Origin of the sequence: Streptomyces odontomachicola, assembly GCF_039605595.1 — a bacterium.
GTDB lineage: Bacteria > Actinomycetota > Actinomycetes > Streptomycetales > Streptomycetaceae > Streptomyces.
This window is the reverse complement of sequence record NZ_JBCFOK010000003.1, coordinates 237,903-258,874: the sequence shown is the minus strand read 5'-3', so window position 1 is coordinate 258,874 and position 20,972 is coordinate 237,903. Positions and strand designations below refer to the sequence as shown.

The window sequence follows — 20,972 nt, the reverse complement described above, 5'->3', positions numbered from 1 at the left end:
CTCATCCCATCCCCTCCCCCGTCACTCGGTGTTCAGCGCCTGGCTCTCACGCACCAGGAAGCCGGCGGTCGCCGTGGTGGTCATCCCGGGAAACGTGCCGCTCTCCCCCGCACCGGACCAGCTGACCGTCCAGTGCACCGTCGCCGAGACCGCGTACGCGCCACCCGGCTGACCAGCCGAGGAAGAACGGTAGGTGTGCCCGCAATCCGGCGACGGCCGCTTCGCGCTCACCGCCGACTTGCCCCCGTACGGCGTGCCCGGCCCCTTACACGTGACCGGGCTGCCATCCCCCAACTTCCACACGACCTTCTGCGGCCGGGCCACCGCCGTCACCGACACCCCCGGCACCGACGCAATCGCCGACCTGCTCCCCCAACTGCCCCGCGCCAGCCACAACCACGTCGGCAGGTGCACGAGTTGCTCCCTCGCCGGACTGGCCCGGATGACCGGAGACGGCAGCCGTAACTGCTCCCGCGCCTGCTGAGCCAACTGCGCCGGTGAAGGCGGAGGCGGCGCGGCCTCGGCAAGCGCGTCCTCGTCGTCAGGGATCCACACCGGAGGCCGGTAGAGCGCATCGCGGGCGGCATTTCCCGAGCACTGGTACTCATACCAAGAGCCCTTCTCCCCGGGGCGAGGAGAGGCGGCAGTGGGCACAGCGGGGACGGTGCGGAACTCAGCCTGCATGACCGGCGGCCTTCCGGTGCTTCCCTTGTCCAGGTAGGACGCCTTGATCGCACCGGCAGGAGGTCGGAAGGTACTTCGCTGGTAGGAGCAGCGCAGCTTCGTCGGGTACTTCACGGCGCCGCCCGCACCGCCGCCGCGGCCTCGGTCAGAAGGTTCTCCGCGCTCGGGCTGCTGCCGGGGGCTGGGATCACCGCGCTCCCTACCACCTTTCCCCGCGCCCAACTCGCAGCCGGGGTAGGGGTTCTGCCCGCACTTCAGCGTTCCCCAGCCGTCATCCGCCACAGCCGGCAGCGCCGCGGTTCCCAGCAAGACCACCGCGGCCCCGGTAGTCGCGAGAGCCTGTCTCAGCATGACCCGACCTCCGCCACCGCGAAGCGGGTGACCTTCCACTGTCCGTTTTCCTGCTTCGTCACCTCGGCTTGGATCGAGTGGCGCCCGCCCGGCTCGGTGTCAGCGAGCTTTCCGGTCTTCTTCCGGTACTTGAGCCAAGCCGTCGAGTCGCCGCAGTCATCGATGCGTACGGTGCTCGGACCCTCGGCAGGTCGTGCCGACGTGACCTTCGGGTAGTTCTTCGGGCTCCCCTTGGTGATCAGGCCGTTGCGGTGATCGGCGTACATGCCCCGGGACATCGCCAGCAGTGCGTCACCGGTGGCGTGCCGTCCCAGCAGTGGGGAGTTCCAGTCCGAGGTCTCGGCCGCTTGCGCCATGTCCTGCCACATTGCCGAATAGGCCTTCGCAGCCTGCTGCTTGGCCACCTCTCGCGCCGAGTCCGGCGAAGGCGGAGACGGGGTGGCAGGCGCGGAGTGCTGAGCGCTGTTGTCGGGCGCTGCACCATCACCATCGGATGAGCCAGCCATCTGACAGCCGACCACGCTCATCATCGCGGCAGCCACAACCGTCCGCCCGAAGCGGCTTCCGCTGCATTTGGCAACTCTGCTTGCCACTACCTCACTCCCCGCCGCTCGATCGGCTCCGCAGGAGCCCGTGTGTGCCGGTCTTTGCACAGAGCCGCGCCTTGCTTCGTCTACTCGGAAGAAGTGGCCGGCTCCTCAGCGCTCTTGGCCACGGGGACAGGTCTGTGCTGAATGTCCTCCGGCATGCCAGGCACAGACGCCGTGCCCGTTCCCAGACGTGAGGTGAACTCGGAAACCCCGATTCCCCGATGCGAATCGCCCGGAGCCGCTGGCGGAGCGGCATGCCCTGCTGCACTCAGCAACGCGAAGGCGCAGAGGCCGGCACCCCAACTCACCACATACCGTCTGCCAGTTCCTCCGCTCCCCACCACGTACTCCTCACCGGTACCGTTGATCCCCCGTACCGGACCTGAGAACTGATCACGAAGCTGCGCCAGCCTGCTACTGCACACCGGCGTTCGCGGCACTTGTTCGGTGCTCGCGCCCAACGTTCTGGCAGCGCTCAGCTTTCGCACACCCTGACGCGCTGTCAACCACAGAAGCGTCCGCTCTCGGAAACTCCCAGCTCAGCGCCACAATATTTACGCGCCGCCTGAAACTATAGTTTCAGCCCTATGGGCAAAGAACCCTCTGCTTGCTAGCGTTCAGCGCTATGCCGAGCCCAGAGCGCACCACTGCCCCGGCGACATCGCCGGATGCCGCCGCTCGCTTCGGTGAGCGCCTGACCCGCCTGATCGAGCACATTTACCCTCCCGATCAGAAGGCCCCGTACACCAATACGCAGATCGCCGCGGCCACCGGCCTGACATCCCAGTACGTCGGGCTGCTTCGCCGCGGCCAGAGGGCGCCCTCCGTCGACAAGGCCATCGCCCTTGCCGACGTGTTCGAAGTCCGCGTGGAGTACTTCGTACGGCCCGCCGAGCACCAGATCGTGCAGGCCATCGATCGCGACCTGGAGCGGCTGGCGTTACAGCGTGCCGGCAAGCCGCAGAAGGTCTGGCACCGCTGCGCAGGGGCCCACGCGGATGCGGAGCTGCTGACCGACGATGAAGTGCGCGGCATCGCCGAGGGAACGGCTGAACTGCCGCGTGATCTGCGTGGCCCTATCCGCTCGCTGGTGGATGCTCTGCGCCGCACCGTGGGTTTGCCGGTGCGGCCTGCACATGAGGAAGAAGGGTGCTGATGAGCGCAGTCGGCGCTGTTGTTTCCTGGAGACTCCCAGAAGGCACGAAGGAGATCATGACCACCGCCCGCCTGCGTCGCAGATGCCGCAGAGTCCTCAAAGACTTAGCCGTACCGCACCACGTCCCGTTATCCGGCCTCATCGAGTACCTGGCCGAGCAGCGGGAGCGACCCATCCGGCTCATCCCATGCGATGTGCAGCCAGAACTGCCGAGCGGCAGATCCGAGCAGTACCTGGACGTAGATCTCATCTACTACCCGCAGCAGACCAGCCCCGCGCACCAAGCCCACATCATCTGCCACGAGTTGGCGCACCTCCTGCGCGCGCATGTGCCGCAGTTCGAGGAACTCAAAAGCGGTCAGGCCCCGGCAACGCTGTGCCGCACCTCCCACTACACAGACCCGGCCGAGGCCGAGGCGGAAGTGCTCGGAACCATGCTGTGGCAACGGCTCCAACTCGCCCCCGTCGACCAGGACGCCGAAGTGATCTCCCTGTTCGATCACCGGGGCAGCCGCCATGTCTGACCCGTCCCGCGCCCCCTTCAACATCATCTACCTGCTGCTCGGTGGGCTGCTGCTCGTCATCGCGGTCGCGAAGTTCCGTGCCTTCCGCAGGAACCGGTACCCCGGGCTCGCCGTGATGGGGGTGGCCTTCGCGGTCATCGCCGCCGCCCTGGTCCTGGCCGCACCGGTGGTGGCGCTGGCCCTGGCGTCCGCGACCGGCATCACGCACCTGTCCACGCTGATCGTGTACTCGGCCGTCACCGTCTTCGCCGCCTGCCTGGTGGCGCTGTCGCTGATGTGGACGCCACCGCACCAGCGGGCCCCCGGGACGAGCGCCTGGGCGTCGTCGGATGCTGCCTCCCGCTGGCGGGAGGTACGGCGCAAGGTGGTGGCCGTCTACGGGCCGCTGCTGGTGGTACTCGCCGCCCTGTTCGTCGCGTTCGCGCCGTCGGAGGGCCGGGACAAGCCGTTCGACACCAGCTTCACCCACATTCCCGGTGTGCTGGCCTACCTGCTGCTGTACCAGGCGGGCTTCTCCTGGGCCCTGGTCATGCTGGGGCGGATGGCGGCCCGGCGTGCGGCCGTTATGCCACACGAGCACCGGGCTACCCGTACCAGCCTGCGTCTGACCACGGTCGCATGTGCCGTCGCCGGCGGCTACACCGTGTGCAAGGTGGCCAGCATCGTCAGCGCCGCGGCGGGCACTGACGTGCTGCTCGGCATCGGCACCGTGGTCGGACCGCTGTGTGCCTGCGCAGGCGCGGTGTTGCTCGCCGCAGCCTGGGGGAATGCTGCCTTGGGCAGTTGGCGACAGCGTCGGGACGACTACCGCACCCTCTATCCGCTCTGGGCACGGGCGTTGGCCGTGGACGGCAAACTCGCCCTAGACACCGCGCAGCGCGGCCTCGCCGAGCAACTGGCCGCCCGCGACCTGGAGTGGCGCATCACCCGCCGCACCCGCGAAATCCGCGACGCCCAGCTCACCCTCGCCCGCTGGGTACGGCCAGAGGCCTTGAAAGAGGCGGCCCAACGCGCCACCGCCGCCGGCCTCTCGGGCCCTGAACACGACGCTGCAGTCGCCGCCCTGGCCTTCCTCGCCGCGCTCAAGGGTCGCGACGAAAAGCAGCCCGCCGCGTCCCAGAGCATCGCCGTACCGGGTGTTCACATCGCCCCGGAACTCGAACGAGCCCACCTGGTCGCGATGGCCCGGCACCTTTCCGGGCCACTCGCCCAGCAGCCTTTGGAGACCAGCACATGAGCCGCCCGATAGAGACGGACCCTGAACTCGCCTACCGGAATCTGGCCATGGGCGAGTTGGGCGGACAGTTGCTGATGGGCATGAACATCGGCTTCTACCGCACCTTCGCCATCCCTTCCATCGCCCGCACCCTCGTGGCCGCAGGCGGGCTGACCGATTCCCCGGCGCTGCGGGCAAAGACCACCGGCGACATGATGTACGGCCTCATCCAACACGGCCTCGACAGCGACCGCGGGAAGCGCATCATCGCCGCGATCAACGCCATGCACGCGGCGTGGGACATCAGCAATCACGAATTCCTGTACGTGCTGGCCTGCTTCGAGATCGCTCCACTGCGCTGGTGCGATGCACACGGCAGGCGGGCCACCACCGACGCCGAGAAGCAGGCGACACACGCCTTCTACCAGGCGCTGGCCAAGCGCATGGGCATCGAGGCCGTTCCCAGGAGCTGGGAGGAATTCGCGGTCTGGATGGACGAGTTCGAGAAGCAGCACTACTGCTACACCCCAGAAGCCCACCGCCTGTGGACCTCCACCCGCGAAGTGCTCACCAACCGCGCTCCGCGCCCGCTCGCCCCTCTGGTCCGCATGGCCGCCGACGCGCTACTCGACGAGCCGCTTCGACGCGCCGTCGGCGCCAGCAAGCCCACCGCTCTCGCCCACCTGCTGGCTCGGCTGCTGCTAAGGCTGACCGTGCCACCTGCGGTACAACGATGAACGCGGCCCCGAAACACCGCTGAGGGGAACCAGGGGGCTATTCCCCGCGCGTGCGGGAGCGACGTACAACCAACCGGATTGCCCGTTTCCTACCCCTGCACCAGCTTCAGCAGCCCCTCGGTATCGGTGAGGTCCGGGAGCGCTGTCTCGGCACCAGCGTCCCGCAGCACCTTCTCGTCGCTGCGCCCGGAGGCGACCGCGATGACGCGGACGCCGCACGCGTGACCGGCTTGAACGTCGGACGGCGTGTCGCCGATCAGCACAGCCTCGGACGCCGGCACGCATGCACCGCTCTCTGCTTGCGCGCGGTCCAGAGCGGTGCGCACCAACTCGGCGCGCTCGTCGTTGTCCTCACCGAACGCCCCAATACCCCAGTTGATATAAGAGTCCAGGCCGAATACGTGCAGCTTGACCTCGGCGGCGGTACGGATATTGCCAGTGACGACTGTCTGTACTGTGTCCGTGAAGGAGGCGATCCCGCTCAGTGCAGCCGCAGCACCGGGGAGCGCGTGTCCACGCTCTCGCAGTGCCGGTGCGTGTCGCACGTGTTCCTCGCCGAGCGCTGCAGCAAAGCGCTCGAAGTCCTCGCGGCTGGTGACGATCCCATGCAACCTCGCGGTCTCGTGGAAGATGACCGGGTCGGTCATGCCGTCGATGCGCGCCTGCCGTTTCATTTCACGACCGGTCACGTGTTGAAACGCGAGGGCGAACAGCTGGGTACCGACGCCGCGTGTGGCGACGAGGGTGTGGTCGATATCCCACAGCACGAGTCGCACCATGACCTCCGCTCTGTAACCCGTTCGGTCAGCACAGCATCCCACCGGAACGCGCCCTTCTACTCTGAGCTCTGAGTCGAAGTCGACGGGGAGGCTGTGGAGATGGGCACGTCGAAACGCTCCGTGGGGGCACGTGTGCAACATGCCCGGCAACGATCCGGTCGCACTCAAGCGGCGGTGGCGGGACTGTGCGGCATCACCGAGGAATACCTGTCACAGATTGAGCGAGGTCTGAAGATGCCGTCCGTCGATGTGCTGTTGGCACTCGCGCACGAGCTGGACACCTCGGTCTCCCTCCTTCTCGACGGCGAGCTACAGGATCACGGCCTCCCCTCAAGTTCAGCCGCTTCGGTCACGCAGGCCCTGATGAGCACTCCCGCCGACGGGCCTCCGCCCCTGGGCCCGGAGGAGCTGCGCGAGCGCGTGGAATCGGTCTGGCGCATCTGGCAAACCTCCCCAACCCGGTTCACCGACGCCGCCGCTGTCCTCCCCGGCCTCATCACCGACGTCGAGCGGGCGGTCCGCGCGCACCGCGCCGCGGATGTCGACGGGCGCCGCGAGACGCTACGCTGCGCCGCCGATCTGTACGGCATGCTGCGCTCCTACTGCCGCCGCACCGGACGCGTTGACCTGGCGTTGATGGTGGCCGACCGGGCGCGCCGAGCAGCCGAGGACGCCGACGATCCCATTCGCATCGCCGCAGCCCAATGGAACATGGGGCACGTGCTACTGAGCAGCGGCGAGCCCGAGGGAGCCGAAGGCGTGGCCCATGAGGCAGCGCAGCAGCTTCGTCGTGAACCTTCCTCCCCCGAGTCGGTGGCCATGACCGGTGCGCTGGAGCTGGTTCTCGCCACAAGCGCGATGCGCCGCAAACGCTGGTGGGAGGCACGTGAGCGGTTGGAACAGGAAGCAAAACCACTCGCGTACCAGATCGGCGACGACCTCAACACGCAGTGGACGGTGTTCGGGCCCACCAACGTCCACCTCCACCAGCTGAGCGTGGAGATGGAATCCGGAGAGGCCTCCGAGGCACTGCGGATCGCCGACCGCATCGACACAGACCACCTGCCATCGCGCGAGCGGCACTTCACGTTCAACCTGGAAGTCGCCCGCTGCTGCGCGCAGCGCCGCGACGATGCCGCAGCCTTGGTGCTGCTGTTGGAACTGGAAGAGCTGGCCCCGGAGGACCTTATGCACAGCCCGGAGGCACGACAGCTCATCACGGAACTGCGCGCCCGGGTTCGGCCCACATACCGGCGCCAAGTGGTTGGTCTAGCTGCCCGGTTAGGCCTCCCGTAAACTCCCCGAGCCCGTGGTCTACCCGAGCTAAGAGTTCGGGTAACCGCGACCCGACGCTCCTAGCGTGCGGAACATGCACAGAATCTACGGGGAGACGCCCGGAGGGCTGGGAACCCGGCTGGTGCCGACAGGGCGGCAGTTCGACGCGATTCGCGTGCCCCGCTTCCTGGGCCTGGTCGCGCTGTCCGGACTTCGCCGAACAGGCGCGGTGATCGTAGACCCGCGCGAGCGTGCGCTGTACTTCCTCGTCCCCGCAGGCGCCGCAGACACATGGGCGGTGCCAGAAACCCGCGCATTGGGAACAGCGGAATATCTGATCGTGCCGCCGCCCGCGCGGACTGCCCCACCTGGTCCGTACTGGTTGGGCAGCCACTCCGCAGCCACATGGTCGTTGGCAAGTGCGGCAGAGATCCACAGCGCGCTCATGAACCTCCTCACCCACGGTGCGAGGGAGGGAGCGGCATGACATCTGCGCCTCAGTTCCCTCTGACGCAACCGCTGGAGCCAACCTCGGCCGGGCGCCTCGCCACCTGGCTCACCAGCGCGAGTGCCACTGCCGACCGGCACCTCCTGAAAAGCGGCGTACAGCGACTGCGCAAGGCGACGTGCCTACCCGCGCCGCCGCTCACTCGGGTCGAGGGCCCGTGGACACACGGGCGCGGTCCTACCGCCCCAGACGTGGTGCGCAAGGCGCTGTCGGGCGTGCTGGCCGGGGAGCGCTGCAGGCCCGGTGGGGAGGCACGGTGACCGGTACGCACAATGCCGACGGCGCCGACACCGGGACGAAGGCACTGTCCACCGCGCGGCGCCTCTCGAAGCGCCCGGAGGTTGTTCCGTACGTGGCCGCGCGCGAGGGCGAGTACGGCGAGCGCGAGGCCATGCTGGGGATCCGCATCGCCCGCACAGGCAACCCTGCCGGGCTGCGCTACCTGAACGAAGAGCCACGCGATCGCTACCGGGGCATGCTGTGGGCCCGCCGCTCCCAGAACCCCGGGCATGACCGGATGCCCACCGGACGACCGCAGTTCGCCATGGTGCATCCCTCCCGGCAACGGGAGTCGATGGACACGATGCTCTGCCAGGTATGCATCGCCGCCCGCGCCTCCCATAGCGCGCAGGGCTGGCTATTCGTACTGCCCACCGCACCCGACCTCCCCGACAGTTGGCCGGAAGGCGAACTCACCCAGCACCCACCGCTGTGCCTCCGCTGCGCTCGCCTCGCGGTCAAGCTCTGCCCCGCACTGGCCGAAGGCCACCTGACAGTACGAGTACGACGGCCACGCCTGTGGGGCGGCGTCGGCGCCCTCTACCGGACGGGCGACGGATGGCGGCCCGAACTGGCCGCCGAGGGCGATATTCCGGTCGCCTTCCAGGACAAGGCCGCTCCCTGGCTGCTGGCCAGCCAGCTCGTACGGCGGCTGTGCGCCTGCACGCCCATCGACCTCAAGACCGAACCTGACCCAGGGGCCGTCCCGTGACGGGCCAGCCCCGCGTGTGCGCGGCCTGCCAGCTGGGCGAGCACGGCTTCTGCGAAGGCCGCGAGGACGTCGTGATCGCCGGGATGGGCGTGCCTGCCGTACCGCTCAACTGCTCCTGCCTCCACGGCCCGTCCTCCGCCCGCCACCGGTGCCGGAGCAACGGTCCTGGCACCTCACTCGACCAGTCTCAGGTCAGTGACTCGTGACTGCGGGTCTCACGTACACACGCGGCGAAGTTCTCGGCGATGTCGCCATAGTGGTCGAACAGGTCGGCTCCGTCACACTTTGACCTTCGTGCAGGGCGACGCCTCTGGCGCCGTTGCCGGTGATGGGTTCTGGGCTGACGCGCCGGCTCACTCGCCGCTCTCGGCCTTACCCTCGCCCCCACCCCCGGTCCTGGTCATTCTCACCGTCATCGCCGGGACGGTGCGCGACAACCGCGCCCTGCTCTTATCCACCATCATCAGCGGCCGGTAGGACCCCAAGTACGGCCGCCTCTCCGGCGTCCTACCCCCGCCATAAGGCACGAGCGGTCGTCAGCGGCCCGTCTACATGTCTCACTGCCCAGCCGGTCCGCAACCTGCGCTTGGGCTACTCCAGCGGTGCGTGAGGCCGTGCTCCTCGGCCCCACGCAGTCTCAAGAGGCTGGAGCAGCGACAGCGCCGGCAGAAGCAAATAACGACTGCAGGTATGGGAATATTAGGATGTGAGTGCTACCTCGCCTCAAAAGAGGATTCAGCCCTGTGCTGAGCTGGACTGCCCTCAGCCAGCCGCATACCGAACGCGTTCGCGCCCTGCCTGGTGCGATTCCCACATCACGGCGATTCTGCGAAAGGGCGGCCTGGAGCCTCTGGAGCCTTTCACCAAACCGACAGGCTGGCGTCTGACACGTTGTCTGGTCTGCGGTTGCGAGGCGCACTACCGGTTCGAGTACACCCTGGACAAGAACGAGTCCGCGGAGGCGACGTGCCGGGCGTGCTACTGGCGACAGTGGGCGCAGGATGCCCGCCGGCTCCAGGGCCCGCGCGCGGACATGGTTCCAACCCTGGCCACGGAGGCGCGAGAGCACGCCGAGAAGAATGGTTATGACTACCTCGGGCCGCTGACTGACCCATCACTGGCCGATGACCCGCACCATGTGCGCTGCCGGTACTGCGCACGTCTGAGCGCGGAGCGGCTGGGAGACATCGGGTGGGGATGCAGGTGTCAGACCAACCCCAACCGGGCACGTCAAACATCGCGCCCCCCAGCATCGAAGCAGCGGGATCTCTTCAAGGACAGCGGACTGCCAGTCGTCGATTGGTGGGACCAAGAGAGGAACGAGTCCACTGCATGGGAGACAGCCACGGTGAGGGCCCGACGTGACGCTTCATGGCGCTGTCCCGAGTGCGGGTTGCGGTTCTTGCGGAGAGTATGCGACATGGTCTCCGCACCGCAGTGCCCCGAGTGCGAACCCAAACACCGCGCAGCCTGGCAGGCGGAGCTCGAGCGTTACCAGATGACCCCGGTCTCCGACGTGCCGGAGTTGCTTGCAGCATGGGCGGATGACGCGGACCCACGCACCGTGAACGTTGCGGACCACGGTCCCCTGCGACGTCTTCGCTGTCCGCAAGGGCACTACCCACGCCTGTCACCGCTCACATATCTGCACTCAGGCTGCCCGTCTTGCCGCGGCCAGGAAACGCTCGCCAAGCGTCTCGCCGTTGTCGAAGTCGACCCAGCTGCATTCGGATTCGACGCAGAGATAGCCGCTCAGTGGCACCCGACCAGAAACGGGAGAACCGAGATGACGACAGTGTCTCCCGAATCGCGCAAGGTTGCGTGGTGGCGCGATCCCAATTGCGGACATGAGTGGCAGGACACACCCGGGCAACGGAACAAGGGGCAACGCCTCCGGTGTCCCGTCTGCCGCACGATCTTGGACTCGCTCGCCTATCACTTTCCGGAACTGGCACTCGAGTGGTCTGCAGCGAACCCGATCTCCGCATGGCACGTCCGTCCCACAGGTCAGACGCCGTTCATCCCGAGCTGGGTGTGTGCTGCGAACCCTGAGCACCAGTGGCAAGCATCCTTGGCGTCCAGGACCAACGGCAACGTCTGCCCTGAGTGTCGGGGACACGGCAAGTCACGGATCGAGCTGGATCACCACGCGGCCGCGGAGCGGGCCTTCGGCAAGGCCGCCTCTGGCCAATCGCTCCGCCACGACGCCTTCACGCGGCGTGCCTCCTGGCTCGTCGACATCACGGTTGCTCTGGCCAACGGCCAGAAGCTCGCCATCGAGTACGACGGCTCCTACTGGCACGCGGACAAGGGCAACGTAGATTTTGAAAAGTCCCGTGACCTGCTTGCTGCCGGATACCTCGTGGCTCGCCTTCGCGAGCACCCTTTGCCTGCTCTGCCGGTTCATGATCCGCACTACGTGGAGTTCGTCGTCTACTCAACTGCACCCCAACCGGACACCACCATCGATCGCGTCAAACAGTGGGCGCTCAAACACGAACCCCCACTCCCAGTTGACTCCAAGACTGTTCCATCCCAAGCAGCGGGTGCGGATGAACAGCTCACTCAGCCCTAACTGCGCCGTAGCAGCAAACGTGTCAAGAGCTTGCGACCGAGAGACACTCACGTCTGTGCAGCTCTGACCAGGAACAACGTTCCTCGGACCGATACCGTCCTCGTCAGAACCTCGCAGGCGGTCAGGAACTTGTAGAGGTGCGTCTCGTGGGCAGCCCGCGTCCCTCAGCACGTGGGGAGATGCGGCATGCGCCCAGGGCGCCAGGCGACGCGGAGGCGTGTGTTCCGGCTTAGCCGTTGACCTGGTGGTGGATGTCCAGGGTGAGCTGGAGGGCGTCCAGCACGGTCTGCGGTGCGATCTCGTTGGCGGCCTCGCCGCGCAGGCAGGCCAGGACGTGGTCGAGCATGTCGGCGTACTGGTCGGCGGGCGGCAACTCCAGCTCGCGTGGGCCGTCTTGGGTGTAGGCAGTGACGGTGCCGGCCGGCTTGCCGTCGAAGCCCATCGAGGAGGAGGCGTCCAGCACGCCGTGCTCGAAGGTGGCGGTGTACCCGCCGCGTGCGCCCCACGCCCGCGGCATCAGCCAAGAGACCGAGGCGCGGGCGAACGTGCCGTCGAAGCGCAGTGTGGCATCGACCGCCGCCGCGTCTTCGTTGCGCGCGACGGTGGTGGCCTCGACGCTCTCGGGGGTGCCGAGGGTGCGGGTGACCAGGTCCATGTCGCAGTGCATCGCCTCGATCGGCAACGTCTTCAGGCCGAGGGAGACCCCTGGCCACAGAAGGCCGTCAGGTTCCACAGGCTGAGCTGGTCCAGGCGGCCGTAGGTGCCGAGCCGGACGGCGTCGAGCAGTGCCCGGTTGGCGGGGATGAAGCGGTTGAACATGTCGACGAAGACCTGCCGGTCGCTTGCCTCGGCGGCCCGTACCACGCGCCGGGCGTCGTCCATGCGGTCTGCCAGCGGGAGTTCGACCAAGGCGTGCTTGCCCTCCTCCAGGGCGCGCAGCGCGTACGGCGCGTGCAGCGTGACCGGCAGGCAGATGTCCACCAGGTCGAAGTCGCCCTCGAACGCCTCGTCCGTGTGCGTGGAGGAGGCGAACCCGAACTGCCCGGCGGTCTTCGCGGTCTTCTCGGCGTCCCGGCCGAACATCACCACCTCGACGTCGCCGCGTTGGGCGTAGACCGCGGCGTGTGCCTGGCCGAAGTTCGTACCCAGCAGAGCGATCTTCATCGTGCCGTCTCCTTCGTGTCGTGGGCGGGAGCGGAGAGCAGGCCGAAGCGGTGGCCGCGCGGGTCGATGAGCCGGGCGGAAAGGCGGTCGTCGGGCTTGTGCTCGGGGCCGGACTCCAGCTTCCCACCCAGCCGTTGGGCCTGGGAGGCGACGGCGGGGACGTCGGTGGCCAGGAAGAGGGGCATGAAGTAGTCCGCCTCGCCTGCGCCCAGCTCGCGCATGCCACCGGAGGGCCGCTCGTTCACGGTGCGGATTTCGGCGTACGGCCCGCCGCCCGTGGGCTGGTCGGAGGCGATCGTCCAGCCGAAGCCTCGGGAGTAGAAGTTCCGGGTCCTGGAGGCGTCACTGGTACCGATCTCGAAGCCGGCGTAGGATCGTGCCCGATCTCGCCGAGCGCTTCCCCGCGGCACACTGGGTGCAGAGCGGCATGCCGACGCCGTTGCCGGAGGAGGAGTCCGTGCCGTATCTCGAGTGGAGCGCCCGGCGCAGCTTCCAGGACGGCCTGGTCATGCTGCTCGACAGCATCGAGTCCACGGCTGCGACGGCGGCATCCGCCCCGGCCGATCCGGCGGACCGGTAATCGGGGTACTCGCGATGGACATTGGGTTTCCCGGCACCGCCCAACCGCGAAGTCCGACCGAAGGCGCCCGGAATCGGCACACACTGAGCGCCAGAAGCACACCGCGATATTGGGAACCACCTCAACAGGCCTGTCGGCATGAAGGACAAGTACAAGGAGACAGCCCGGGGCGGGCTCGCGGTGAACGTCATCGAGTGCTGAGCGCAACTTCTCTGACCAGGTGGTTCACGTCTTTCAGCTCAGTCACAGGCCCACCTTCTGTACGGCGAAATGTCCCTCAGAAGTCCCTGTGACAGAGCTGAAAGTCCCTCAAAAGTCCCTGGGACACCCCTACGCGTGACGAGCGCTCCGATCCCGGCTCTCGGGTCGGTCGGTCATCGGGCGGCGCGGGGCGGTCCCGGCAACGGGATGGCGTGGAAGACGGCGTCGGGGTCGAAGCGGCGCTTGGCGCCGAGCAGGCGGGCGCCGTTGGCGCCGTAGGCGTGCGCGGCCTGGTCGGCCGCGTCGGGCGGGAGCATGTTCGCGTAACCGCCCGGCAGCGCGTGGGGCGCCAGCGTCCGCGACACCTCGCGCGCCCAAGACCGATGCGTCGCGGGCGCGGGGTCGTCCGGCTCCCAGACGGCGACGATCTCGACCATGAGGTGCGCGGCACGCTCGCCGAACGCCGTGTCCGCCGCGGGGACCCGGGTGGCGGCGCCGTGCAGGCTGTGCAGGCTGAGCGCCGACAGCGGCGAGGGCAGCCCGCTTCCGCCGGTGGCGAGCGCACCGCGGATCTCGGGGGTGAGTCCGGCGAACGTACGGGTGGTGATCTCGACGTGCCGGCCGGCGGGGAACATGGCGTCCGTCCCTGCCAGCGACTCGGCGAGCGTGGTGGGGCCGAACTGCGCCACCAACGGGTCCCCGAGGCGGCTGAGCGGCGCCATGGCGCGTTCACCCTCCGCTGCTTCACCGCACCAGGTCGGGGCGACGAAGACCACGGGCGTCCCGTTCGGCCCGGCGACGAATCCGCTCTGCACGGTCAGTTCGTCAGGCCCGCCCGCCGGCACGTGTTCGGCGAGCCCGGCCAGCACCGAATCGGCCTGCGCGGCGGGGTACATGACCATGCCGGACAGCAGAGCCGGAATCTCGTGCAGCCGCAGGCGCATGCCGGTGACCGCGCCGAAATTGCCGCCACCGCCACGCACCGCCCAGAACAGCTCGGGCTCGTGCTCGGCGTCGGCGGTGACCGACGAACCGTCGGCCAGCACGACATCGACGGACAGCACGCTGTCCACCGCGAGCCCGAGACGGCCCGAGAGCGGGCCGTAGCCACCGCCGAGCGCCAGCCCCGCCATCCCGACCGTGCCGACGGTGCCGACCGCCGCGACCAGGCCGTACGCCTGCGCGGCGCCGACGACATCGGCGGCGGTCGCACCACCGGCGACGCGCGCCGTCCGGGACCGCGGGTCCACCTCCACGTGACGCATGCCGGACAGGTCCAGGGTCAGGCCGCCGTCGGCCAGCGCGCTCCCGGTCCAGCCATGCCCGCCACCGCGCACCGACAGCGGCACGCCCGCCTCGCGCGCGGCGCGTATCCCCGCCTGTACGTCGGCCGGGCCGAGGCAGTGCACGATCACGCGCGGCCGAGCTGTCACCGCCCCGTTCCACAGGGCACGGGCGGATTCGTAACCGGGGCCGGCGGTCCGCACCCGGTCGGCGGGAATCGCGCGCCGCAGGGCTGCGGTCAGCGCGGTGGTCGGGTCAGCGGTCGATGCGTTCATGGGCACCTCGGTACGGATCTCGGCCGCCGGGAGGGGCGACACCACGGTGGGGCAGAGCAGTCGTACATTCATCAGAGCCTACCTCTGACGAGTGGGTGGCAGCTCTATCGATCGTTGGACAACTACGATGAGGAACTGTGACCGAACCTCCCAAGACCCGTCGGGCCGAATACGCCGAAGCGACCCAGAGCGCGATCGTCGCCGCGGCCCGTGAGCTCTACGCACGTCAGGGCTACTTCGCGACCACGGTCGAGGAGATCGCCAAGCAGGCACGGGTGGCACCCGCGACCGTCTACGCCGTCGGCGGCGGCAAGCAGGGGCTGCTGCGCACGCTGGCGGACCTGTGGAGCCAGGCGCCCGTCGTCGCGGAGGCGTTGGAGCGGCAGTCCCGGATGACGGACCCGGAAGAGATCCTGCGGTACACGGCCGGGGTGGTCCGGTCGATGCGGCAGGACTACGGCGACATCATGCGCGTCGTGCTGTCCACCGCCCCCCACAACCCCGCGGCGAGCGAGGCACTGCGCCTCGGGACGCACCGCTACCGGGACGCGGTCGCCACCGTCGCGGCCCATCTCAGCCAAGAGGGTGGCCTGCACCCGGACATGACCGTCCAGCAGGCCACCGACATCCTGTGGTTCTACTTCGGCTACGCTGGCTTCACCACCCTCGTCGAGGACAACGGCTGGACCTTCGAACGGTCTGAACACTGGCTCGTCCAACAAGCCCTCGCCGCTCTTCGCACGGCTCCCTGAGCCCCCTGACGGCGCGCGCTGCCGACCTCACCCAGAGACAGTTCGGCGAGGCGGTCGGCGTCAGCGACGCCACCGTGGCCGGCTGGGACACCGGGCGGTCGGTGCCGGACCAGGAGCGGCCTCCGGCCATCGCGCAGGCACTGTGCCGTGATCTGGATGCGCTCTTCCCGGGGAGTGGACACCGCGTCAGCTGGTTCGGTGCCTCCGTCGGCAGGGGACGGTCTCTCGCTGTCGCAGGCAGGCTACGTCGAATCGCGGTGCTTTCCCGAGGTGGACCTACGCCTATCGTCGGAAGCGGCCACGGACAGCGCCGCTTAGCCTCAACTTCCCGGTGAACCAGCCATCACAGGCAAGGGGAAGGCAGTGAACGCAGTTTCGGCACCCCGTAACGTCGTCCTCGTGCACGGTGGGTTCGTCGACGGATCCGGTGGGCAGGCGGTGCATGACCGGCTGGTGCGCGAGGGGTACGGCGTCAGTGTGGTGCAGAACCCGGCGCTGTCGCTGGAGGGCGACGCGACGTACACCCGGCGGGTCGTGGCAGCGCGGGACGGGCCGGTCGTGCTGGTGGGCCACTCCTCCGGCGGTGCCTTCGCCCGTGATCTGCCGCCGGAGCGGGCCCGATTCATGGCCGACCCTCAGATCCCCTAGGGCGAGGATGCGCTCAACGGCGCGGTCTGCCAGGCCGCCTGGCAGACCAAGCCCGGCTGATATCTGGTGACGACCGACGACCGGATGATTCCCCCGCCCGCGCAGCGGATGATGGCCGAGCGGGCGCGAACGACCACCACGGAAGTCGCGGCGAGCCATTCCGTGTACCTCTCGCAGCCGGACGCCGTCGCCGAGCTCATCATGAGGGCCGCCAACTCCTGACCCCACCCCACCCACACCCCTGCACGGTGAGGGGCGTCGTCGGAGACGCCGGTATTCACGCCCTGCCTGGACCCGAGAAAGTAACAGGCATCCACTGCACAGACTTCCGGTGATTCCCCTTTGCATCAGGACCTCACATCGGTTCTCGTCACCGGGAGCGTCGGGGGCCTCGCTGTTCTGTACGAGGTGCCCCTGTTGACCGCGCTGCCCGGAACATTGGAATGAGGGAATGACCACGGTCGCCATCATCGGATTCGGGGATATGGGCGAGGAGATGGCTCCCCATCTGCTGTCTGCGGGATATCAGGTGCGTGTCTCCGACACCGATCCCGGCAAGCGCGAGCGCGCCGCCGCACTCGGCGCGACCGTCCTTGCCACCGCGGCCGAGGCGGCCCGCGGAGCGGAAGTCACGTTGGGCCTGGTGATGTCCGACGACATCACCACCGCCTACCTGGGCGAGGACGGCATCCTCGCCGGAGCCACCGTCGGCTCTGCGGTCCTGATGTGCTCCACGACCACGCCCGCGATGCTGGGCTCGGTGGTCGCCGCGGCTCCAGAGGGGGTGAGCGTGGTGGATGCGCCGATCGTCGGCGGGGTGAAGTACGCGCGCGAGCGCGGCATCACCTTCCTCGTCGGCGCGCCGGACGGCGTATACGCGCGCGTGCGCCCGGTGCTGGACACGCTCGGCGCCTCACGGTGGGTCGGCGACGTCGGTTCCGGCGTGGCCTACAAACTCATCACCAACGTCGCCGTCATGGCCGCGGAGGCGGGCATCCGCGAGGCCCTCGACCTGGCCGACTACCTGGGCAAGGACTACGGGACGGCACTGGAACTGATGTCGGTGGGGCCCATGGCCCCCGTCGTCGCCCGCGCCCTGGACACCACCAACCCGCGCCCCCTGCGCCGCTCGGCAGAGGACGACGAGACCCTGCTGGCCGCCGTCGAGGATCCGGCCCGGCAGCTGCCCATCTCCTACGCCAGTGCGGAGCGGCTGTGGGAGGCCGTGAACACACGAGAAGGATTCGAACCGGACTTCGTCGACCTGACCCGGCGACCACGGCCCGCCCGCAGTACCGCAGTTCCTGAAACCCGCTCCCTCACACCTGCCCGCCCCGAGAGGACAACGTCATGACCTTCGATGCCGCACACCCCAAGACAGCTCCCGAACCCGTGCGGGACCCGCAGACCGACCACCTGCTCACCCCGGGCAACTGCGCCGTGGTGCTCATCGACTACCAGGAGGGGCAGTACGCCACGGTGGGCTCCACCAGCCGCGAGGAGATCGACCTGGGCGCGGTCACACTGGCCAAGCTGGCCCACGCCTACGAGGTCCCCACGGTGCTGAGCACCGTCGCCGTGGGCATGGGCGTCAACCAGGGCACCGTCACCACGCTCACCAAGGAACTGCCCGGCGTACCGGAGATCGACCGCACCGGGGTCAACTCCTGGGAGGACGCCGACTTCCGGGCCGCCATCGAGGCCACGGGCCGCAGAAAGATCGTCATGGCCGGCCTGTGGACCGAGGTCTGCCTCGCCTTCCCCACCCTGGACATGCTGCGAGAGGGGTACGAGGTCTACCCGGTCATCGACGCGGTGGGCGGGGTTTCCCCGGTCACCCACGCCTCGGCGATCGAGCGCATGACACAGGCCGGAGCGCAGCCGATCACCTCGTTGGCGTTCGGCTGCGAACTCATGCGCAACTGGGCCCGCGCAGACGCGGACCTCTACCGCGCCATCATCAACGACTACTTCCGCCGCAAGCGCGAGACCGGGCAGGAGACCGGCAGCCTGTTCCACTGAGCGCCAGGCCCCTGAGGGGCGTCGCCGCGAGCGGCACCTCCAACGCGCCCTGAGCGACCAGCGACACCAGCTCCTCCCCGACCTGGGCGCGGGCCGCCGCGGCACTGCCCTCGGCCTTCACCCCGTACTCCTGGACGGCCGCGAGGTCGGCGACCGTGTCGGTGCGCGACGGGTCCACTCCCAGCGCGACGGCGAGCTTCACACAGCCCTCGCTGCGCTGCGTCGGCGTGCGGCCAGGGGACCGCGTGGGCATCAGCGGCGGCCGGGGGCTGGAGGCGCTTATCGCGGTGACCGGCATGGTTGGCGACCTGTTCGAACTCTCCCGCATCCAGGCCGGATCCCTCGCGCTCTCGCCGACCCGCATCTCCGCGTACGACCTGGTCGGCGACGCGCTGGCAGGCGCCGACGCGCTGGCGGCCGAGCGCGGCGTGCGCCTGAGGGGCGAGGAACTGGCGCCGCTGCCCCTGCACGTGGACGGCAAGGAGATGCCCCGTGTACTCGCCAACCTCCTGATCAACGCCATCCACCGCACCCCTGCCGACGGCACGGTCGCGGTGGGCGCGCAGCGCGGAGGCGGCTCGGTGGTGCTCTCGGTCACCGACGGCTGCGGCGGCATCCCCGCCGAGGACCTGCCGCGCGTCTTCGACACCGGCTGGCGCGGCACGGACGCGCGTACGCCGTCGGCCGGTGCCGGTCTGGGGCTGGCCATCGTGCGCGGCATCGTGGAGGCGCACCAGGGCTCGACCACGGTACGCAACGTCCCCGGCGGCTGCCGCTTCGAGGTCACCCTGCCCCTAGCCCCGGCCGCTCCCTCCTCCTCCACGGCCTGAGGAGCCGTGCCACGCCCTTGACCGCTGGCGGACGGGCATTCCGTGCGCACGCTCCAGCGCTCAACTGAGCGGCGCACACTGCACTTTCCCCGGCTCGGAGAGGGGCGCATGCTACTCCGCCGGCTGCCGGCCGGTGGCGGCCCCCGTGCGGCCGCGGCATCTGAGCAGCATGTTTGGATGTGTTGGTGATTGTTAATGCACAGCAGATATCTGAGCCGCGGACGTACTTGGACCGCATTCTGGAGCACTGGCACAAGGATGAGGACGCCGAGGCCCTCGTCCAGGGCGCGCAGCGGCTGACGAGGGGAGAAGCCCGGCGGCGACTTTTCAGGCTGGGGCATGCGCTGCGCGGGCAGGGACTCGCGCCCGGTGACGGAGTGGGGCTGTTCCTGGCCAACCGCGTGGACTCCGTGCTGGTGCAGCTCGCCGTCCATCTCATCGGCTGCCGCGTCGTGTTCCTGCCGCCCGAGCCGGGGCCCGGCGAGCTCGCCGCACTGGTCGAACAGTCCCGGGCACGCGCCGTGGTCACCGACCCGCTCTTCGCGCAACGGGCCGCCGACGCGGCCGAGCGCAGCGTTCACTCCCCCATACTGCTCAGCCTCGGGCCCTGTGAGCAGCAGTGCGCAGACCTGCTGGCCCTGGCGGACGGGTGCCCGGATGTGCAGCCCGACGTCGTGCACGCGCCGGAAGCCGACGAAGCGGTCACCATCCTCTACACCGGCGGAACCCTGGGCCGCCCCAAGCTCGCCGCGCACAGCCACCGGCTCTACAACGCGCTGATGGAGCTGGCGGAAGTCGCCCCGCACGACTCCGGCCCCACGCCGTTCCCGACGATGGATCAGGGCACGGACAGGGTGCTCGCCTCCACGCTGCTCACGCACGGCAGCGGCCACCTCACCGCGATCCAGGCGCTGGTGACGGGGTCCGTCCTCGTCGTGCTGCCCGAGTTCGAGGCGGACGCGGCGCTGACAGTGCTGCGTGAGGAGCGGATCACCGCCACCATGTTCGTACCGCCCATGCTGTACGCGGTTCTCGACCATCCTGACTGCAAGCCGGGCGCCCTGCCCGCGCTGCGGCGGATCGTCGTGGGCGGCGCTGCCACGTCGCCCAGTCGGCTGCAGCAGGCGGTCGAGGTGTTCGGGCCCGTGCTCAGCCAGGGCTACGGGCAGTCGGAGGCGCTCGGCATCACCGCGTTCGGCGCGGATCTCGCCTCGGAGGCGGCACGGCGCCCCGAGCTCTGGCGCAGCTGCGGCCGCGCGATAGCCGACGCCGAGATCGAGATCCGCGAGGAAGACGGCACGGCGGCACTGCCCGCCCGGCAGGTCGGCGAAGTGTGCGTCCGCGGCGAGACAGTGATGCTCGGCTACTACGAAGACCCCGAGCGCACCGCGGCGGCGCTGCACGACGGCTGGCTGCGCACCGGGGACATGGGCTACCTCGACGCCGAGGGGTACCTCTACCTCGTCGACCGCGCCAAGGACATCATCGTCACCGGCGCCACCAGCGACAACGTCTACTCGCGGGTCCTGGAGGACTTCCTGCTCACGCTGCCCGGTGTGCGCAACGCGGCGGCGCTGGGTGTGCCGGACGAGGAGTACGGGGAGGCCGTGCAGATCTTCTTGGCCACGGCCGGGGACGGCGCCGACGTCGACCCGGAGGCCGTCGGCGCGGCGGTGACCGCCGAGTTGGGAGAGCTGTACACGCCTCGCAAGACGGTACTGCTGGACCGTCTGCCGACGACCAAGGTGGGCAAGGTGGACAAGAAGGCGCTGCGTGCCGCGTGGACGAGCGGGGCCTCGGACACGCCGTAGAGCCCGTTGCCGTGGCGCC

General features: G+C 69.0%; 23 protein-coding genes and 2 pseudogenes. 19 read left to right on the top strand and 6 right to left on the bottom strand.

The window, feature by feature from the left end:
* Nucleotides 1-28: 28 nt before the first annotated feature.
* Both ABEE00_RS06330 and ABEE00_RS06325 read left to right on the top strand, forming a co-directional pair.
* A complete protein-coding gene (locus tag ABEE00_RS06330; RefSeq protein ID WP_345744256.1) occupies nt 29-172 on the top strand; it encodes a hypothetical protein in 144 nt (47 codons plus the stop codon).
* 21 nt (nt 173-193) lie between these two features.
* Nucleotides 194-484 (top strand): hypothetical protein, encoded by a 291-nt coding sequence (locus ABEE00_RS06325; protein WP_345744255.1) that lies wholly within the window; start codon nt 194-196, stop codon nt 482-484.
* A gap of 544 nt (nt 485-1,028) precedes the next feature.
* Here the strand turns inward: ABEE00_RS06325 and ABEE00_RS06320 are convergent.
* Complete coding sequence (locus ABEE00_RS06320; protein ID WP_345744254.1) at nt 1,029-1,439, bottom strand: hypothetical protein; 411 nt, start codon at nt 1,437-1,439, stop codon at nt 1,029-1,031.
* 811 nt (nt 1,440-2,250) lie between these two features.
* Here ABEE00_RS06320 and ABEE00_RS06315 point away from each other — a divergent pair.
* Genes ABEE00_RS06315 through ABEE00_RS06300 form a run of 4 tightly spaced genes read left to right on the top strand, consistent with a single transcriptional unit; the run spans nt 2,251 to nt 5,258 of the window.
* Entirely contained in the window at nt 2,251-2,781 is a 531-nt protein-coding gene (locus ABEE00_RS06315) for a helix-turn-helix domain-containing protein (protein ID WP_345744253.1), read from the top strand.
* Nucleotides 2,781-3,305 carry a hypothetical protein gene (locus tag ABEE00_RS06310; protein ID WP_345744252.1) on the top strand — a complete coding sequence of 175 codons (525 nt, stop codon included), beginning with the start codon at nt 2,781-2,783 and terminating at the stop codon, nt 3,303-3,305. Before ABEE00_RS06315 ends, ABEE00_RS06310 begins: the two co-directional genes overlap by 1 nt.
* Nucleotides 3,298-4,542 (top strand): DUF6545 domain-containing protein, encoded by a 1,245-nt coding sequence (locus ABEE00_RS06305; RefSeq protein WP_345744251.1) that lies wholly within the window; start codon nt 3,298-3,300, stop codon nt 4,540-4,542. Before ABEE00_RS06310 ends, ABEE00_RS06305 begins: the two co-directional genes overlap by 8 nt.
* Nucleotides 4,539-5,258: an oxygenase MpaB family protein gene (locus ABEE00_RS06300; protein WP_345744250.1), complete on the top strand. Its 720-nt coding sequence runs from the start codon at nt 4,539-4,541 to the stop codon at nt 5,256-5,258. The genes ABEE00_RS06305 and ABEE00_RS06300 overlap by 4 nt, the downstream gene beginning before the upstream one ends.
* Before the next feature lie 89 nt (nt 5,259-5,347).
* On the opposite strand, the gene ABEE00_RS06295 is transcribed toward ABEE00_RS06300, so the two are convergent.
* On the bottom strand, nt 5,348-6,037 hold the full coding sequence (locus ABEE00_RS06295; protein ID WP_345744249.1) for an HAD family hydrolase: 690 nt from the start codon (nt 6,035-6,037) through the stop codon (nt 5,348-5,350).
* Between the two features lie 99 nt (nt 6,038-6,136).
* Between ABEE00_RS06295 and ABEE00_RS06290 the strand changes: the two genes are divergently transcribed.
* From ABEE00_RS06290 to ABEE00_RS06275, 5 genes and pseudogenes are all read left to right on the top strand, one after another.
* Nucleotides 6,137-7,333, top strand: a complete 1,197-nt coding sequence (locus tag ABEE00_RS06290; protein WP_345744248.1) for a helix-turn-helix domain-containing protein — start codon at nt 6,137-6,139, stop codon at nt 7,331-7,333.
* A 73-nt stretch (nt 7,334-7,406) separates the two neighbouring features.
* A complete protein-coding gene (locus tag ABEE00_RS06285) occupies nt 7,407-7,799 on the top strand; it encodes a hypothetical protein (RefSeq protein WP_345744247.1) in 393 nt (130 codons plus the stop codon).
* A gap of 277 nt (nt 7,800-8,076) precedes the next feature.
* Nucleotides 8,077-8,811 carry a hypothetical protein gene (locus tag ABEE00_RS06280; RefSeq protein WP_345744246.1) on the top strand — a complete coding sequence of 245 codons (735 nt, stop codon included), beginning with the start codon at nt 8,077-8,079 and terminating at the stop codon, nt 8,809-8,811.
* 1,033 nt (nt 8,812-9,844) lie between these two features.
* Nucleotides 9,845-10,711 (top strand): annotated as a pseudogene (locus tag ABEE00_RS35770) (zinc-ribbon domain-containing protein); the annotation flags it as partial.
* An 18-nt stretch (nt 10,712-10,729) separates the two neighbouring features.
* Complete coding sequence (locus tag ABEE00_RS06275) at nt 10,730-11,386, top strand: zinc-ribbon domain-containing protein (RefSeq protein ID WP_345744245.1); 657 nt, start codon at nt 10,730-10,732, stop codon at nt 11,384-11,386.
* Between the two features lie 229 nt (nt 11,387-11,615).
* Here ABEE00_RS06275 and ABEE00_RS06270 read toward each other — a convergent pair whose 3' ends face one another.
* From ABEE00_RS06270 to ABEE00_RS06260, 3 genes are read right to left on the bottom strand one after another with little or no spacing between them, the layout of a single operon-like run.
* Complete coding sequence (locus ABEE00_RS06270; protein ID WP_345744244.1) at nt 11,616-12,068, bottom strand: hypothetical protein; 453 nt, start codon at nt 12,066-12,068, stop codon at nt 11,616-11,618.
* A 5-nt stretch (nt 12,069-12,073) separates the two neighbouring features.
* Nucleotides 12,074-12,550, bottom strand: a complete 477-nt coding sequence (locus tag ABEE00_RS06265; RefSeq protein ID WP_345744243.1) for a Gfo/Idh/MocA family protein — start codon at nt 12,548-12,550, stop codon at nt 12,074-12,076.
* The gene (locus ABEE00_RS06260) at nt 12,547-12,960 is read right to left on the bottom strand and encodes a VOC family protein (protein ID WP_345744242.1); all 414 of its coding nucleotides are present in this window, start codon (nt 12,958-12,960) and stop codon (nt 12,547-12,549) included. Before ABEE00_RS06260 ends, ABEE00_RS06265 begins: the two co-directional genes overlap by 4 nt.
* Between ABEE00_RS06260 and ABEE00_RS06255 the strand changes: the two genes are divergently transcribed.
* Nucleotides 12,927-13,130, top strand: a complete 204-nt coding sequence (locus tag ABEE00_RS06255) for a hypothetical protein (protein WP_345744542.1) — start codon at nt 12,927-12,929, stop codon at nt 13,128-13,130. The two genes, ABEE00_RS06260 and ABEE00_RS06255, sit on opposite strands and share 34 nt — an antisense overlap.
* Nucleotides 13,131-13,504: 374 nt before the next feature.
* On the opposite strand, the gene ABEE00_RS06250 is transcribed toward ABEE00_RS06255, so the two are convergent.
* The gene (locus tag ABEE00_RS06250; protein WP_345744241.1) at nt 13,505-14,962 is read right to left on the bottom strand and encodes an FAD-binding oxidoreductase; all 1,458 of its coding nucleotides are present in this window, start codon (nt 14,960-14,962) and stop codon (nt 13,505-13,507) included.
* 65 nt (nt 14,963-15,027) lie between these two features.
* Between ABEE00_RS06250 and ABEE00_RS06245 the strand changes: the two genes are divergently transcribed.
* The 7 genes and pseudogenes from ABEE00_RS06245 (at nt 15,028) to ABEE00_RS06215 (ending at nt 20,953) form a co-directional block, all read left to right on the top strand.
* Nucleotides 15,028-15,642 carry a TetR/AcrR family transcriptional regulator gene (locus tag ABEE00_RS06245; RefSeq protein WP_345744240.1) on the top strand — a complete coding sequence of 205 codons (615 nt, stop codon included), beginning with the start codon at nt 15,028-15,030 and terminating at the stop codon, nt 15,640-15,642.
* Between the two features lie 399 nt (nt 15,643-16,041).
* Entirely contained in the window at nt 16,042-16,290 is a 249-nt protein-coding gene (locus ABEE00_RS06240; protein ID WP_345744239.1) for a hypothetical protein, read from the top strand.
* Between the two features lie 66 nt (nt 16,291-16,356).
* Nucleotides 16,357-16,512, top strand: a complete 156-nt coding sequence (locus tag ABEE00_RS06235) for an alpha/beta fold hydrolase (RefSeq protein ID WP_345744238.1) — start codon at nt 16,357-16,359, stop codon at nt 16,510-16,512.
* A 229-nt stretch (nt 16,513-16,741) separates the two neighbouring features.
* Nucleotides 16,742-17,644, top strand: a complete 903-nt coding sequence (locus tag ABEE00_RS06230; RefSeq protein WP_345744237.1) for an NAD(P)-dependent oxidoreductase — start codon at nt 16,742-16,744, stop codon at nt 17,642-17,644.
* Nucleotides 17,641-18,312, top strand: coding sequence for a hydrolase (locus ABEE00_RS06225; RefSeq protein ID WP_345744236.1), 672 nt, complete (start codon nt 17,641-17,643; stop codon nt 18,310-18,312). Before ABEE00_RS06230 ends, ABEE00_RS06225 begins: the two co-directional genes overlap by 4 nt.
* A gap of 296 nt (nt 18,313-18,608) precedes the next feature.
* Nucleotides 18,609-19,142: pseudogene (locus tag ABEE00_RS06220) on the top strand (sensor histidine kinase); the annotation flags it as partial.
* Between the two features lie 227 nt (nt 19,143-19,369).
* Nucleotides 19,370-20,953 (top strand): class I adenylate-forming enzyme family protein, encoded by a 1,584-nt coding sequence (locus ABEE00_RS06215; protein ID WP_345744235.1) that lies wholly within the window; start codon nt 19,370-19,372, stop codon nt 20,951-20,953.
* Nucleotides 20,954-20,972 lie beyond the last annotated feature (19 nt).

What these genes read in the sequence shown, in the direction of transcription:
- ABEE00_RS06315 (WP_345744253.1), top strand. Translation starts at nt 2,251, where the DNA reads ATGCCGAGCCCAGAGCGCACCACTGCCCCGGCGACATCGCCGGATGCC.
- ABEE00_RS06310 (WP_345744252.1), top strand. Translation starts at nt 2,781, where the DNA reads ATGAGCGCAGTCGGCGCTGTTGTTTCCTGGAGACTCCCAGAAGGCACG.
- ABEE00_RS06305 (WP_345744251.1), top strand. Translation starts at nt 3,298, where the DNA reads ATGTCTGACCCGTCCCGCGCCCCCTTCAACATCATCTACCTGCTGCTC.
- ABEE00_RS06300 (WP_345744250.1), top strand. Translation starts at nt 4,539, where the DNA reads ATGAGCCGCCCGATAGAGACGGACCCTGAACTCGCCTACCGGAATCTG.
- ABEE00_RS06295 (WP_345744249.1), bottom strand. Translation starts at nt 6,037, where the DNA reads ATGGTGCGACTCGTGCTGTGGGATATCGACCACACCCTCGTCGCCACA.
- ABEE00_RS06290 (WP_345744248.1), top strand. Translation starts at nt 6,137, where the DNA reads ATGGGCACGTCGAAACGCTCCGTGGGGGCACGTGTGCAACATGCCCGG.
- ABEE00_RS06285 (WP_345744247.1), top strand. Translation starts at nt 7,407, where the DNA reads ATGCACAGAATCTACGGGGAGACGCCCGGAGGGCTGGGAACCCGGCTG.
- ABEE00_RS06265 (WP_345744243.1), bottom strand. Translation starts at nt 12,550, where the DNA reads ATGAAGATCGCTCTGCTGGGTACGAACTTCGGCCAGGCACACGCCGCG.
- ABEE00_RS06250 (WP_345744241.1), bottom strand. Translation starts at nt 14,962, where the DNA reads ATGAATGTACGACTGCTCTGCCCCACCGTGGTGTCGCCCCTCCCGGCG.
- ABEE00_RS06230 (WP_345744237.1), top strand. Translation starts at nt 16,742, where the DNA reads ATGACCACGGTCGCCATCATCGGATTCGGGGATATGGGCGAGGAGATG.
- ABEE00_RS06225 (WP_345744236.1), top strand. Translation starts at nt 17,641, where the DNA reads ATGACCTTCGATGCCGCACACCCCAAGACAGCTCCCGAACCCGTGCGG.